At 60.7% G+C, this 13,546-nt stretch carries 15 protein-coding genes; 10 read left to right on the forward strand and 5 right to left on the reverse strand.

Features of this window, described 5'->3' with window-relative positions; all coding sequences use genetic code 11:
• The first annotated feature begins 291 nt into the window (after positions 1-291).
• The 8 genes from EOI86_RS11970 to ptsN all read left to right on the forward strand — a co-directional run bounded on the left by EOI86_RS11970 (position 292) and on the right by ptsN (position 7,715).
• Positions 292-906 (forward strand): ribonuclease D, encoded by a 615-nt coding sequence (locus EOI86_RS11970; RefSeq protein ID WP_127765439.1) that lies wholly within the window; start codon positions 292-294, stop codon positions 904-906.
• 112 nt (positions 907-1,018) lie between these two features.
• Positions 1,019-2,038 (forward strand): KpsF/GutQ family sugar-phosphate isomerase, encoded by a 1,020-nt coding sequence (locus tag EOI86_RS11975; protein WP_127765440.1) that lies wholly within the window; start codon positions 1,019-1,021, stop codon positions 2,036-2,038.
• 26 nt (positions 2,039-2,064) lie between these two features.
• Positions 2,065-2,733: an LPS export ABC transporter periplasmic protein LptC gene (gene lptC, locus EOI86_RS11980; protein ID WP_127765441.1), complete on the forward strand. Its 669-nt coding sequence runs from the start codon at positions 2,065-2,067 to the stop codon at positions 2,731-2,733.
• A gap of 50 nt (positions 2,734-2,783) precedes the next feature.
• A complete protein-coding gene (locus tag EOI86_RS11985; protein ID WP_161973807.1) occupies positions 2,784-3,623 on the forward strand; it encodes an LptA/OstA family protein in 840 nt (279 codons plus the stop codon).
• Positions 3,624-3,928: 305 nt separating this feature from the next.
• Positions 3,929-4,774 carry an LPS export ABC transporter ATP-binding protein gene (gene lptB / locus EOI86_RS11990; RefSeq protein WP_127766368.1) on the forward strand — a complete coding sequence of 282 codons (846 nt, stop codon included), beginning with the start codon at positions 3,929-3,931 and terminating at the stop codon, positions 4,772-4,774.
• A gap of 15 nt (positions 4,775-4,789) precedes the next feature.
• Entirely contained in the window at positions 4,790-6,313 is a 1,524-nt protein-coding gene (gene rpoN, locus EOI86_RS11995; protein WP_127765443.1) for an RNA polymerase factor sigma-54, read from the forward strand.
• A 259-nt stretch (positions 6,314-6,572) separates the two neighbouring features.
• Positions 6,573-7,163 carry a ribosome hibernation-promoting factor, HPF/YfiA family gene (gene hpf, locus EOI86_RS12000; protein ID WP_127765444.1) on the forward strand — a complete coding sequence of 197 codons (591 nt, stop codon included), beginning with the start codon at positions 6,573-6,575 and terminating at the stop codon, positions 7,161-7,163.
• Positions 7,164-7,247: 84 nt separating this feature from the next.
• Positions 7,248-7,715: a PTS IIA-like nitrogen regulatory protein PtsN gene (ptsN, locus tag EOI86_RS12005; protein ID WP_127765445.1), complete on the forward strand. Its 468-nt coding sequence runs from the start codon at positions 7,248-7,250 to the stop codon at positions 7,713-7,715.
• Between the two features lie 60 nt (positions 7,716-7,775).
• On the opposite strand, the gene EOI86_RS12010 is transcribed toward ptsN, so the two are convergent.
• The 4 genes from EOI86_RS12010 to EOI86_RS12020 all read right to left on the reverse strand — a co-directional run bounded on the left by EOI86_RS12010 (position 7,776) and on the right by EOI86_RS12020 (position 10,733).
• Positions 7,776-8,195 carry an Hsp20 family protein gene (locus EOI86_RS12010; protein WP_127765446.1) on the reverse strand — a complete coding sequence of 140 codons (420 nt, stop codon included), beginning with the start codon at positions 8,193-8,195 and terminating at the stop codon, positions 7,776-7,778.
• Between the two features lie 143 nt (positions 8,196-8,338).
• Positions 8,339-8,491 carry a hypothetical protein gene (locus EOI86_RS24480; protein ID WP_153811693.1) on the reverse strand — a complete coding sequence of 51 codons (153 nt, stop codon included), beginning with the start codon at positions 8,489-8,491 and terminating at the stop codon, positions 8,339-8,341.
• Between the two features lie 114 nt (positions 8,492-8,605).
• Positions 8,606-9,622: a Gfo/Idh/MocA family protein gene (locus EOI86_RS12015; RefSeq protein ID WP_127765447.1), complete on the reverse strand. Its 1,017-nt coding sequence runs from the start codon at positions 9,620-9,622 to the stop codon at positions 8,606-8,608.
• A gap of 19 nt (positions 9,623-9,641) precedes the next feature.
• Complete coding sequence (locus EOI86_RS12020; protein ID WP_127765448.1) at positions 9,642-10,733, reverse strand: isocitrate/isopropylmalate dehydrogenase family protein; 1,092 nt, start codon at positions 10,731-10,733, stop codon at positions 9,642-9,644.
• Between the two features lie 143 nt (positions 10,734-10,876).
• Here EOI86_RS12020 and EOI86_RS12025 point away from each other — a divergent pair, with 143 nt between their 5' ends.
• Together EOI86_RS12025 and EOI86_RS12030 are read left to right on the forward strand one after the other, a co-directional pair.
• Positions 10,877-11,905, forward strand: coding sequence for an SMP-30/gluconolactonase/LRE family protein (locus tag EOI86_RS12025; protein WP_127765449.1), 1,029 nt, complete (start codon positions 10,877-10,879; stop codon positions 11,903-11,905).
• A 20-nt stretch (positions 11,906-11,925) separates the two neighbouring features.
• The gene (locus EOI86_RS12030) at positions 11,926-13,038 is read left to right on the forward strand and encodes a pyridoxal phosphate-dependent aminotransferase (protein WP_161973808.1); all 1,113 of its coding nucleotides are present in this window, start codon (positions 11,926-11,928) and stop codon (positions 13,036-13,038) included.
• 29 nt (positions 13,039-13,067) lie between these two features.
• Here EOI86_RS12030 and EOI86_RS12035 read toward each other — a convergent pair whose 3' ends face one another.
• Positions 13,068-13,532 (reverse strand): ATP-binding protein, encoded by a 465-nt coding sequence (locus EOI86_RS12035; protein WP_161973809.1) that lies wholly within the window; start codon positions 13,530-13,532, stop codon positions 13,068-13,070.
• Between the last annotated feature and the right edge of the window lie 14 nt (positions 13,533-13,546).

Below are 13,546 nucleotides of genomic sequence, written 5' to 3' on the forward strand. Positions count from 1 at the left end.
TGATACAGCGGCCTGGCGTGCGGGGATACCTGCGCCGCCCCGACACACGTCCTGGCGTCCACCTTGGCGTCCACCTTGGCGTCCACCCTGGCGCCCACCCAAGCGGCCAACGGTTTGAAAACACACACGGACCGGATGAGAAGGCAAAGCCCGGCCATTAAGATTGTCGTTTCGAAGACATTGCTGTAGGGACTTGTGCAAGCGCATCCGTAAAACACCCGGTCAAAAGGGTCGAAAGCGGTTCACACGAGACGGTCTTACCGCAGGCGTTCACACGAGGGTTGAGTATACGTGAGCATTCATCTTTATCAGGGCGATCTGCCTGACGGCCTGGACCTGGGGCCGCTTGTCGCTGTCGACACGGAAACCCAGGGTCTGAACCTTCAACGCGACCGGCTATGCGTGGTCCAACTTTCGTCGGGCGACGGGGTAAGCCATCTGGTCCAATTTCCCGACAGGAACTATGACGCGCCAAATTTGCGCCGTGTCCTGAGCGATCCGTCGGTAACGAAAATCCTGCAATACGCGCGGTTCGACATCGGTGTCGTCAAACGCAACATGGGTATCACCATGGCGCCGGTTTATTGCACGAAAATCGCTTCGAAGCTGGTGCGGACATATACGGATAGGCACGGTCTGGCCGGGCTCTGCAAAGAACTTTTGGGCATCGATCTTTCCAAGCAGCAGCAATCGTCGGATTGGGCTGCGGCGGAACTGTCGCCTGAGCAACTGTCCTACGCGGCGGCCGATGTGCTGTATCTTCACCAGCTGAAAGAAAAATTGGATGTCATGCTGGAACGCGAAGGGCGGGTTGAACTGGCCAAGGCGTGCTGCGATTTCCTGCCGACACGGGCGGATCTCGACTTGGGCGGCTGGCAGGAAAACGATATCTTTTCGCATAGCTGACACCGCCTGACCCGATATCCGGACACTGGTTTCCCCAGTGGCGCCCCGGGCATAGTATGAGCATCGGAACCTTGCCCTGAAGTTTGGCCTATATAGTTTGGGTGACATGAACATGCAGTCCACAGCCAACGGAGTCGCCCCGGCTGCCCAGCAGCCGGACGCCACGGATCCAGATCGGGTTCCCGACGACCTCGCCGTTGCGCGGAAAGTCCTGGGCCTGGAAGCCGATGGTCTTGAAGCCCTGGCCCAATCCCTGGATGGGCGCTTCTCACAAGCCTTGGATATCCTGGCCGACGTTTCGGGCCGCGTCGTCGTGACAGGCATGGGAAAGAGCGGCCATATCGGCCGGAAGATCGCAGCGACTTTCGCGTCCACAGGAACGCCCAGCCAATACGTCCATCCGGGCGAAGCGAGCCACGGCGATTTGGGCATGATCACGGAGGCGGACGCGGTCGTCGCCCTGTCGAACAGCGGCGAGACCTCGGAGCTGAGTGACCTGCTGCAACATTGCCGCCGCTTCTCCATCCCCCTGATTGCGATCACGTCGCGCGCAAACAGCACCTTGGATACTTTCGCCACCGTCGGCATGATCCTTCCCCCCGTTCCGGAAGCGGATACGATGGGATTGGCGCCAACGACATCGACCACGATGAGCCTTGCCCTGGGCGACGCGCTTGCGGTCGCGCTGCTAAACCGGAAGGGTTTCACCGCGTCGGATTTTCAGATCCTTCATCCGGGCGGGAAGCTTGGCCGGCAGTTGCTGCGGATACGCGATATCATGCATCAGGGCGAAGAAGTCCCCCTGGTGCCGGAAACCGCGACCATGACCGACGTTGTCGTGGAGATGACACGTAAGCGGTTCGGTTGCGTCGGTGTTTTGGATTCGCATGGCGCGCTGGTCGGCGTCGTCACCGACGGCGATTTGAGCCGCCACATGTCGGAATCCGTGCTGGGTGAGCCGGTCACCGCGCTGATGACCCGAAACCCGGTGTCGACCCGCCCGGAAGCCCTGGCGATGGAAGTTCTGGGTGACATGAACGCCAAGAAAATCGGCGCGGTCTTTGTGCTGGAAGAATTGAAGCCGGTCGGCATCCTGCACCTGCACGACGTGCTGCGCGCCGGCATCGTTTGACCCGCGGCAAGAGGCACACCCGAACCATGGCCGCCGCCGACAAAACGCCCCAAACCGGCCGCCAGCGCCAGAATATCCCGCTCGGCACGCGCAGTACGCGGATCGACCGGACCTATGGCCGCATGGTCCAATTCCTCAAGGTCGTGCTGCCGACCGTCGCGTTGATGCTGATCGCCCTGTTGATCGCCTGGCCGCGCCTGTCCGACCAGACGACGCTTCCGGGCATGAAGCTTTTGGATATCGACGGCAATTCCGGAGATTCGATGCAACTGTCCAACGCGCGCTATCAGGGCGTCGACGATAAAGACCAGCCCTATACCGTCACGGCCGACAAGGTCCGGCAGGAAAACTTGGATGCAAACTTTGTAAACCTGGACGGCCCGAAAGCCGATATCATGATGGCCGATCAAAGCTGGGCCGCCATTACGGCGCTGACCGGCGAGTTCAACCGCGAAGAACAGGTTCTGAATTTGACGGGAAATGTGAACTTCTTCCACGACCTCGGCTATGAGATCAGGACCGAATCCGCTCAACTGGACATCGCCGACGGTCACGCGGCCGGGAATGAGCATGTGGAAGGGCAGGGCCCGTTCGGGCAGTTTGATGCCGATGGGTTTGAAGTGTTCGATCGCGGCGCCAGGGTTTTGTTGACTGGTAAGTCACGGGTGTTGATCTATCCGGACGCGGATCAGTAGGGTCGGACGATATGTCCACGCAGATTGGGGCAAGACAAGAAATGAGAAAAATGGCACCAACGGCGAGGTTTTCGATCGCGGTCTCTGCGCCGGTCATTTTCAGATCTGTTGCGGCCGCCCTGTTGTCCGGCTTTCTGGCGCTTGCGCCAATACAAGTCGCGGCGCAAGGCCTGCTGAACACCGATAACCAGGAAGGTTCGCCGATCGAAATCCTGGCTGAGGACGGCATCGAATGGCTGCGCGATCAGCAACAGTATATCGCCCGCGGTAATGCGACAGCGACCCGTGGTGGCGTCGCGGTGCGCGCCGATACCCTGACCGCCCATTACCGGGGCGGCGAAGGCGGCCAGAAACAAGCAATCTATCGCCTGGATGCCGATGGGGCCGTGGTCGTCACTTCGGAAGGGACAAAGGCCGTCGGCGACAAGGCGGTCTACCACTTGGACGACAAGGTGGCCGTCCTGGTCGGGAACAACTTGAAACTGATCAACGAGCGCGCCGTGATCACGGCAAAGGACTCGCTTGAATACTGGGACGCGAAGCAACTGGCCGTGGCGCGCGGCGATGCCACGGTGGTCGAGAATGAGAACCGCCTGGTCGCGGATATCCTGACCGCGCATATCAAGAAAGCCGCCAACGGCAAGCAGGAAGTGGAACGGATCGACGCCCTCGGCGGGGTGCTGATTTCCACCAAATCGGAGATCGTCCGCGGCGACGAAGGTGTCTATGAGGTGCCGAAACAGATCGCCACGGTCTGCGGCAATGTGAAGATCACGCGCGGTGAGAACCAACTGAACGGGGATTGCGCGGTTGTCGATCTGACGACCGGCCGTTCAAGGATGACGGGCGGTAGCGGCAAGGTCAAAGGCCTGATACTGCCGACACAATAAGCCCTGTTCGCGCCGGCGCGGCGCAGCGTTCGGCCCACGTCCAAATACCATGCAAAAACCATACCTTGATTGGTTACGCGGACCGTATTACTTCTTAACGGTGCGCACCACGCGCCCTTATCGTGTTTGAGAAATGCCTGCGGAACCGTAATCGTCGGGCTGGAAATAGCGGGTACATGGACGACGACAAAAAAGAGCCGTCTTCCCTGAAAGGGAATGCGAACCAGGGTTTGGGGGACATCCCCTCGGCTCGCGCACCGGATTTGCCGCGAACCGAAGACGGCAATGAAGCCGCGGAACGCCGGATGCGCGGCGACCGACGGGTCGGTGCGGAACCCGGCAACACGGCTACCGAAGGCAAACGAACCGGTACGGCGGAAATCAAACCCCTTCCTGCCTCACAGCCCTCCCCACGCGTTGTGCACAACAATGCGGGTCTCGAGGTCCGTTCGCTGGGCAAGCAATTCAAGAAACGCCCGGTCCTCCGCGACGTGTCTCTTCGTGTTCAACGGGGCGAAGCGGTCGGACTTCTGGGGCCGAACGGCGCCGGCAAGACAACCTGTTTCTACATCGTGACCGGCCTGATATCCGCCGATTACGGCGAGATTTTCCTGGACGGCCAAGACATCACCGAATTGCCCATGTACCGCCGCGCGAAGCTTGGCGTCGGTTACCTGCCGCAGGAAGCGTCGATCTTCCGTGGCCTGACCGTCGAGCAGAACATCCGCGCCGTGCTGGAACTGGCCGAAAAGAACCGCAATCACAGGGAAGCGACCCTGGAAGCGCTGATGGCGGAGTTTTCCATCAGCCATCTGCGGCGCACCCCGGCCATCGCCCTTTCCGGCGGCGAACGCCGGCGCCTTGAAATCGCCCGGGCGCTCGCCAGCCAACCGAATTTCATTCTGCTGGACGAGCCGCTGGCCGGGATCGATCCCATCGCCGTTCGCGATATCCGCGAATTGGTCAGCCATCTTAAAGATCGTGGCATCGGCGTATTGATCACCGACCACAATGTGCGCGAGACGCTCGATATCGTCGATCGCGCCTATATCCTGCATGATGGCAATGTCCTCATGGAGGGGTCGCCGTCCGAAATCGTGGCCAATCAGGAAGTTCGCCGCGTTTATCTCGGCGACCGGTTCAGCCTGTAAGCGGATACATTCGCCATGGCGATGACCCCGCGATTAGACCTCCGTCAAAGCCAAAATCTGGTCATGACGCCGCAATTGCAGCAGGCCATCAAGCTGCTGCAATTGAGCAATATGGAAGTCGCCAGTTTCGTCGAGGCGGAACTGGAACAAAACCCGATGCTGGAACGCGACGAGGGGCAGAACGACCCGCTGCGTGGCGAAGAACCCCGTGAAGACCCGGTGGACAAACCCGAGCGCCCGTCCGAAGGCGGCGGCGACAGTCTGGACCAGTTGCAGCCGACCGGCATGACGGAGGACGCGACATCCCCCCTCGATGCAGATTACAGCAACCAATATGACGGCGATATCGCCGGGCCCGGCGCGTCGGGCGAAAGCCAATATTGGCAGGGAACGTCCGGCGGCGGGCGCGGCTTCGACGGCGGCGATGGCGACTTGGAAGCCACCCTGTCGAGCGACATTTCGCTGCGCGACCATCTGATGGATCAACTGGCCCTCGACATTCACGACACACAGGACCGGATCATAGGCGCCGCGATGATCGACATGCTCGACGATTCCGGCTGGTTGTCCGGTGGTTTGGAACAGGTCACGGAAATGCTCGGCTGCGAAATCGCCGATGCCGAAAGGGTCCTGGAGCAGCTTCAGCGATTCGATCCGGCCGGAATATTCGCCCGTGACCTGAAGGAATGCCTTGCCCTACAGCTGCGGGAAAAGGATCGTCTGGACCCCGCCATGCAGCGGTTCCTGGACAATCTGCATCTGTTGGCGGCCCGCGACGGCAAGGGGCTGATGAAGGCCTGTGGCGTCGACGCAGAGGATATCGCCGACATGGCAGCCGAAATCCGGGCGTTGAACCCGAAACCGGCTACCTTGTTCGAACATTTCGTCAGCCAGCCCGTCACACCCGACGTGCTGATGCGGCGGTCGGAAGACAATCAATGGCTAGTGGAGTTGAACCCGGAGACGCTGCCGCGCGTGCTGGTCAACGAAAGCTATTTCGCGACGGTCAGCAAGGACGTCAAAACCAAACAGGAAAACGAGTACGTAAACGAGCGCTTTCAATCCGCCAACTGGCTGGTGAAGAGCCTGCATCAGCGCGCAACGACCATCATCAAGGTATCAAGCGAGATTGTCCGTCAGCAGCAGGGCTTCTTCGACCATGGTGTCGGATTCCTGCGCCCGCTGGTCCTGCGCGACATCGCCGAAGCGATCGAGATGCATGAAAGCACGGTCAGCCGCGTCACCAGCAACAAATACATCTCGACCCCCAGGGGTCTGTTCGAACTGAAATACTTTTTTACCTCTTCCATCTCGGGAACCGGCGGCGGCGAGGCGCATTCAGCGGAATCCGTGCGCCACCGCATCAAGGCCCTGATCGACGCGGAAGACCCGGCAAAGATCCTGTCGGACGATCGAATCGTCGAAATCCTGCGCGAGGAAGGAATCGATATTGCCCGCCGCACGGTGGCCAAATACCGCGAGTCGATGAAGATCGCGTCTTCGGTACAACGGCGCCGTCAGAAGCGCGGAAGCCTGTAGCGAAGCCCCCATCGAGTCGCTGTTTCGGTAAAGCAGCCCCTTCGAACACCTTAGAAATCCTCGCATTTCGCAGCATTCGCTCATATTTCCAAAGGGTTGAAGACACCGGGTTGACACTGTACTGCGTCGTCACTAGGTTCCGCCGCCGCAGCAGGAGGGGATGGTTTACAAGCACCCGACGCGCGAGTTGGCCCCGGCAAAAAATGGGGCTTCACACGCCCCCCAAGCGGGCGTAACTTGAAACCAACAAGAGAGACAAATGCAGCTCACGGTAACCGGTAAAAAACTGGACGTTGGCGATGCGCTTCGTGCCCGGATTGAAGAGGGTTTGGGCGAAGCGGTCGCGAAGTATTTTGACCAGCCGGGTGACGGCACGGTTACCGTATCCCGTGAAGGGCACACCTTCCGGGTCGATATCCAGGTGCATATCTCCAAGCGCATTGTCGTTCAGGGTGTCGGCCAGGCCGCCGACGCCTATGCCGCCTTCGAAGAGGCGCTCGAGCATGTTTCCAAGCGCCTGCGCCGCTATAAACGCCGCCTGAAAGACCACAAACACGTTTCGGCGGAGCGGGAAGTTCTGCAGGCGCAGCAATATGTCATTTCCCCGGAAGCCGACGATACTGATGTCGAGCCCGCCGAAACCGGCGATCAGCCGGCCATCGTCGCGGAAATGCCGGCGGAAATCGAAACCTTGTCTGTTAGTGAAGCTGTCATGCGCCTCGACCTGGCTGGGGCGACGGCCATGCTGTTCAGAAGTTCGAAGCATGGCGGATTGAACATGGTTTACGTCCGCGAGGACGGAAATATCGGTTGGGTGGATCCGCAAATCCCCGCTGCCGGCGAATCCTGATTACTTCAATTTCGGCGCCACGCGCCCAAGCGGCTGAACGCCGCAAAGCTTGAAAAAGCGCAGCCTTTACGGGGTCTTTACGCTATGGAAATCAGTGATCTGTTGACGGTCGAATCGGTTGTCCCGAAGCTTTCGGTCACGTCCAAGAAACAAGCCTTGCAGGAACTCGCCAAACGCGCCCAAGCCGTCACCGGCCTGGAAGAGCGGCGTATTTTCGACACTTTGTTGGAGCGCGAGCGCCTGGGCACCACAGGTGTCGGCAATGGCATCGCCATCCCTCATGGCAAGATTGCTGAACTGGATGGTCTGTACGGCGTATTCGCCCGTCTGGATAAGCCGATCGATTTCGATTCCGTTGATGAACAACCGGTCGACCTGGTTTTCCTGCTGTTGGCGCCCGAATCCGCCGGCGCGGATCACCTGAAGGCGCTGGCCCGGGTGTCGCGACTGCTGCGTGACCAGACCGTCTGCGCGAAGTTGCGCGGGTCGGACAACGCCGACGCCCTGTTTTCCCTGCTGACAGAAAACTCCACGAGCAACGTCGCGGCCTGACCGGCCCGATCACTCTTCAGCCGACCCTGGTGTGATACGCCCCGATTTTTGGCGCCGCGCTTAGCCGACGGTATCGATCTTGATGGTCTGGACCACTTCTTCCCGCGGGGGTCGGGTCAGGTCGATGCTCAACAAGCCGTTGTCGAGCGACGCACCGTCCACCAGCAAACCATCGGCAAGCAGGAAACTGCGTTGAAACTGTCGGGACGCGATGCCCCGGTGCAGGAACTGACGTTCCGTATCTTCGGGCGGATGACGACCGGCGACGGTTAATTGATCGCCCTCCCGCTCGATCGCCAAATGCTCGGGCGCGAAACCTGCCACCGCCAGCACGATCCGCAAACGGTCCTCACCAATCTGCTCGATATTGTAGGGTGGGTACCCATCGCTCGCCATCTTGGCGACCCGGTCCAGCGTCGCCTCCAACTCGTCGAAACCCAGCAGAAGCGGGTTTCCAAAAACCGACATGCGCGTGGTCATGCCTTAGATCTCCCCTAAATAGGCGGATAATCCGCAACAGGCGGATATAGCGTTGCCGCGCCAGGCACCTGCAACATAGGGAAATGTGACGCTTCGGCCGGCGGATTTCAACGTGTGCCCGGAATTTAGAGGCACCCGTGCCGCTACAACCGGCTGGAAATCATCGCCGGCGGGGCGGAATTCTCCAGTTCCGTGGGCATGCCGAATGGGGCATGGCCGAAAAACCGGCACACCAGAACGAACAGGACCACGATTAACGCCGACAAGGCCACGGTCGCCGAAGTGGACTTGATCATGGGTTCCTCCCATCGTCGGGTTTGCGAACCCCGGAAGGATCGCCCGCCAATAGGGCGAAATTAGCGCGGTATTATGGCAATGTTGTGGCGGCGGTTCATTTGCCGGGAATCGCTCTAATCCAGGGCGATCCGGCGGCTTTCCCGGGCGGATTGGTAAATGGCGTCTTCGATTTCGATATTCCGAAGATAATCCGCGCCCGTATTCTCCAACACCCCGCCGCGCAGCATATGCTCGGTCACATGGGCCTGAAGCGCGGCCACGCAATCACCGCCAAATCCGCGGTTTTCCCAAGCATAGTCGACCGGCTGCATCTGCCCGCCCAAAGGCAGGAAGGACAAGCCACCGTCGCCGTTCAGGAAAAGCGTGCCGTCCGACCCTTCGACGGCCAACTCACCCATGGTCAGGCGCGGGTTTTCCGCGACATGGCCGCTCAACCGGTTGCCATCGAACAATGCGCGCAGGCCGCCCCGGCATGAAAACAGAACATGGCCCGCATCCTCGCCCGCGATGACGGGGTTGAGGCGCCGCAGATCCGCATAGACCGCTTCGATTTCACCGAAGAGGAACCGGAACACATCGATCAGGTGGATTCCGGTTTCATGGATCAGAAACCGCTCCATATCCTGGAAATAGGGCTGGCGGGACAGATAGGCTTCCGGTCCCTGGCCGTCGCCCGGCCGCAAGCGGAACGTCGCTTGATAGGGCTCGCCGAGACGGCCGTCATCGATCCAGCGTTTGATTTCGCGGTACCAGGGTTGAAACCGGAAATTTTCATGGACGATAAGCGGTATCCCCGCCTCCTTCGCCACGCGGACGATTTCCCGCGATTCCTCCAGGGTGGGCGCCAGGGGCTTTTGACAGATACAGGCTGTGCCGGCGCTTGATGCAAGCGTTACCATTGCCAGATGGGTCGCGGGCGGGGTCGCGACATCGATCAGGTCCGGTTTCAACGCGGCGATCATCGCCGCCGGGTCGTCCCAGGCCTGCCCGCCGAATTCAGCGGCCGCCGATTGCGCTTTCGACAGGTCCAGGTCGCAGGCGCCGACCAACTCGACATCGGCCAGCCGGGCCCAGGCCTCATAATGAAAACGGGCGAAAAAGCCGGCCCCTATGACGGCGACGCGCAGCATGACGTCAGCTTTTCCTTTCCTAGGCAATCCGCTCCAGGATGGCATCGGCGATGGCGCGGGTGCCGGCTTCACCACCTAGTTCGAAACTCTTCAAGCCGCCGGTGGCGAAGGCATCCGCAACCGCATTGTCGATCAGGGCGGCGCCATCACGACAGGCCTGCAAGTCATGTGTCTCGCCCAGCCAGTCCAACATCATGGCGGCACTGAGGATCGTCGCCGTGGGGTTGGCCTTGCCCTGGCCCATGATATCGGGCGCGGTGCCGTGGCAAGGTTGGAAAACCGCCTGCCGATCGCCGATATCGGCCGAGGGCGCGAAACCCAGGCCCCCGATCAGCCCGGCGGCAAGATCTGACAGGATGTCGCCGAACATGTTCTCGGTCACCAGCACGTCATAGGTCCAGGGTTTCTTGACGAAATTCATCGCGACCGCGTCGATATAGCCATAGTCGCGTTCGATATCGGGATACTGCTCACCGACTTCATCGAAGATCTGCCGGAAGAAGGCCGTCGATCCCAGCACGTTCGCCTTGTCGACACAGGTTAGCCGGCCGGGCTTGCCCTTTGCCTTGCGCTGCTGCGCAAGCTGGTAGCTGAAATGGAACAGTTTCTCGCTGGTGTTGCGCGTGATTTCCATCGTGTCGCGCGCGATCTCGTTGCCGATCCGCTCCGCCTTCTTGCGACCGACGAAAAGCCCCTCGGTCGATTCACGGATCAGTACGAAATCGATATCCGCAGCGCGCGGATCGGCCAGTACAGGCGGAACGCCCTTCAGCGCCTTAGCCGGGCGCACCCCGCCATACAGACCGAAAATCTCACGCAGGTCGACTTGCGGCGTGATCTCGCGCCCATCGGGATAACGGACATCGGGCAAGCCCATCGCGCCCACCAACATCGCGTCGGCCGCGCCGATCTTCTCCACAAGGTCCTGCGGCAGAGCGTCGCCTGTTTTTTTGTACAGGCCCGCGCCGCATTCGTGGTCCGAGAAGCTCAACTCGAACCCACCCAGCTTCGCCTGAACGGCTTTCAGAACCTCGACCGCGGGTTCCATGACCTCCAGTCCGATCCCGTCGCCGGGTAAAACAGCGACGTTAAAGCGCTGGTTCGTCGTCATGCGTCTCGCTCCCAAAATTCTTTGCTTTATGGATAAACACCGCTCCCCCGCCAGGGATGGCTTCCCATCCCCGTATACCCCGCGCATACTTGCACTGACCAGCGTTCAGCGGGAACAAACCCGTTTCCAAGCGGGGAGGGATCATGACGGAAGCCACGAACGGGCCAACGGCGGGGACCGCGCCGGGGGGCCTGGCCGATCAATTTCGACTGGACGATATCGCCTTCACGGGACGGGACCTGTACCGCCCGGAATGCGTCCTGGCGACAGCGTCGGGCAGTCTTTACACGTCCGATTGGAACGGGGGCGTCACTTGGTTGCGGCCGGATGGCGGGCAGGAACGAATCCTGGCGGACGGCCCCGCTGAAACCCTTGGAATCGACTTCAAGCCGAACGGATTCGCGCTGCTTGAAAACGGCGATTTCCTGATCGCCAATATCAGCGACGACGGCGGCATCTGGCGGCTGTCCCGTGACGGCAATTTGCGCCCCTATCTGCTGGAAGCGGATCGGCAGACACTGCCCGCCAGCAACTTCGTCCTGCTCGACGACCTGGGGCGGGTTTGGATCACGATCAGCACAAGGCGGGAGCCCCGGTCGCTGGGCTACCGGCCCGACGTGGATGACGGCTTCATCATCCTGGCCGATGCGAAGGGCGCGCGGATCGTCGCCGACGGCATCGGTTTCACGAACGAGGTCGCGTTGTCCGACGACGGGCGCTGGCTGTACGTCAACGAGACCTTCGTGCGCCGGACCAGCCGGTTCCCGGTAGCGGATGACGGCAGTCTCGGCCCCAAGGAAGTCGTCGTCGAATACGGGCCTGGGATCTTTCCCGATGGTCTGGCCTTCGACGCGGAAGGGCATATGTGGATCACCTCCATCGTATCGAACCGGGTGATCCGCCTGGCGCCTTCCGGCGCCTACGAAATTCTGTTGGAGGATTTCGACCCGGACCATCTGGCCTGGGTCGAGGAAGCCTATCAAGCCGGCGAAATGGACCGACCGCATATGGACGGCATCAAAAGCCGCGTGCTGCGAAGCGTGTCCAGCCTATGCTTCGGCGGACAGGATTTACGACAGCTCTGGTTCGGTTGCTTGCTTGGCGATCAGGTCGGGCACATGGCTTCGCCGATTGCAGGCCGTCCGCCCGCGCATTGGGCTTTTCCCTGGTAAGTGTAAAGGATGTCGACGTCATGGCCTCGCCGCTGAAACCTTTCCTGACATCCCGTCCCAAAATCCCGCCCCTGCCGGTCGATTTCGGGGACAGGTCGGTTCATAGACTGCATTTCAACGAATGCCCCTTCCCGCCGTCACCCGCGGTGACGCAGGCCATCGCGGAAGCCGCCGGCAGGTTGAACCACTATCCCGACGCGGTCTGGTCGGATCTGACGCATGCCATCGCGACGGAATGGGATTGGCCGCAAGACAGGATCATTTGCGCCAATGGCAGCGATGAATTGCTGATGATGACAGGTCAACTCGTTTTGGGCCCCGGCGATGAAGCCGTCGCCCCCGGGCCCTGCTTTGCCAACTATCCGAAATCCGCCGCCGCGCAAGGCGCGACGCTGATCCAAGTGCCGGTGCGCCACGACGGCGGAATCGATATCGACGCCACATTGGCCGCGATCACGCCCCGCACGAAGCTCGTCTTCGTGACCACGCCGATGAACCCGACCGGCACCTTGATGCAAACGGCGGAGTTCACCCGGCTGGCCCGGGAAATTCCGGACCATGCCCTGCTGGTGCTGGACGAAGCCTATTACGAATTCGGCCGGTTCGAAGGCGGCGGCGATCACCTGCCCGCCCTGCGGGACCGGTCCGGACCCTGGATCGTATTACGGACTTTTTCCAAAGCCTATGCTCTCGCCGGTTTGCGTCTCGGTTATGCCTTGTGCGGATCGGAAGAGGTCCGAACGGCCTTCGACCAGGTCAGGATCGGCTTCAACGTCAACCGACTGAGCCAGGCCGGTGCGGCCGCCGCACTGACGGATCCGGGCCATACGGCGATGATCCTGGAAAACAACAAACGGGAACGGGAACGGATGGCCGGGGCGCTGACCGCGCTTTGGTGCCGTGTCCTCGACTCGGCGACGAATTTCATCGCCGCAGAACTGCCCTGCGCCAGCCCGACCGTTGTTTCGGCCCTGCGCGCCGAGGCGGATATCTGGACCCAGGCGATTGCTTATCCGGGGTTTGAAAATTTCATCCGGATCAGCGTCGGTGGTCCCGAAGATACAGATGCCCTGTTGGCCGCGTTTCCCGGCATCCTGCAGCGTGCTCTGGACGCCCGCGAACCGGCTGAATAGGACGCCACCGTCGTGCCACCGGGCCAGGATCAATCCCTGTTCAGAACTTTCTCGCGCAGCCGCAGATGCATGCGATTCTGCCCTTCTTCCCGGGCATAGTGGAGGAGGTCGCAGTAGTGCAGGATCAAGGGCCAACCCAGTTGCCCGTCCGGTCGATCGTCCAAGTGCTCATCCCGGCTGTCGCTCGGCAGGTCGCTGCGCGGATCGAACGGTGAACCATGATCGACATAGCGGAAATGCAGGACACCGTCATCGATATGGAAATCAACGTGAATCCCGGTTTCCGGATCGTCATGAGCCCCTTTCCCCCAGCCGTGCATGATACTGTTGGTAACCAGCTCCTCCAGTACCAGCCGCAGGGCAAGCCCGCATCCGTCCGAGAATCCCAGCCGCGCCTGAAGTCTGTTCAGCGCGACACGGATTTCCGAAAGCGACGCCCTATTGAAAGGCAACCGCAAATTTTCTGGAATCACCACTTTATCATCCGTACCCATGAGGCTGAGTTTGC

This window comes from Hwanghaeella grinnelliae (genome assembly GCF_004005845.1).
Lineage (GTDB): Bacteria > Pseudomonadota > Alphaproteobacteria > UBA8366 > Aestuariispiraceae > Hwanghaeella > Hwanghaeella grinnelliae.

Coding starts and splice junctions, on each gene's coding strand:
- EOI86_RS11975 (WP_127765440.1), top strand. CDS start 1,019: ATGCAGTCCACAGCCAACGGAGTCGCCCCGGCTGCCCAGCAGCCGGAC.
- lptC (WP_127765441.1), top strand. CDS start 2,065: ATGGCCGCCGCCGACAAAACGCCCCAAACCGGCCGCCAGCGCCAGAAT.
- EOI86_RS11985 (WP_161973807.1), top strand. CDS start 2,784: ATGGCACCAACGGCGAGGTTTTCGATCGCGGTCTCTGCGCCGGTCATT.
- lptB (WP_127766368.1), top strand. CDS start 3,929: ATGCGCGGCGACCGACGGGTCGGTGCGGAACCCGGCAACACGGCTACC.
- rpoN (WP_127765443.1), top strand. CDS start 4,790: ATGGCGATGACCCCGCGATTAGACCTCCGTCAAAGCCAAAATCTGGTC.
- hpf (WP_127765444.1), top strand. CDS start 6,573: ATGCAGCTCACGGTAACCGGTAAAAAACTGGACGTTGGCGATGCGCTT.
- ptsN (WP_127765445.1), top strand. CDS start 7,248: ATGGAAATCAGTGATCTGTTGACGGTCGAATCGGTTGTCCCGAAGCTT.
- EOI86_RS12010 (WP_127765446.1), bottom strand. CDS start 8,195: ATGACCACGCGCATGTCGGTTTTTGGAAACCCGCTTCTGCTGGGTTTC.
- EOI86_RS24480 (WP_153811693.1), bottom strand. CDS start 8,491: ATGATCAAGTCCACTTCGGCGACCGTGGCCTTGTCGGCGTTAATCGTG.
- EOI86_RS12015 (WP_127765447.1), bottom strand. CDS start 9,622: ATGCTGCGCGTCGCCGTCATAGGGGCCGGCTTTTTCGCCCGTTTTCAT.
- EOI86_RS12020 (WP_127765448.1), bottom strand. CDS start 10,733: ATGACGACGAACCAGCGCTTTAACGTCGCTGTTTTACCCGGCGACGGG.
- EOI86_RS12025 (WP_127765449.1), top strand. CDS start 10,877: ATGACGGAAGCCACGAACGGGCCAACGGCGGGGACCGCGCCGGGGGGC.
- EOI86_RS12030 (WP_161973808.1), top strand. CDS start 11,926: ATGGCCTCGCCGCTGAAACCTTTCCTGACATCCCGTCCCAAAATCCCG.
- EOI86_RS12035 (WP_161973809.1), bottom strand. CDS start 13,532: ATGGGTACGGATGATAAAGTGGTGATTCCAGAAAATTTGCGGTTGCCT.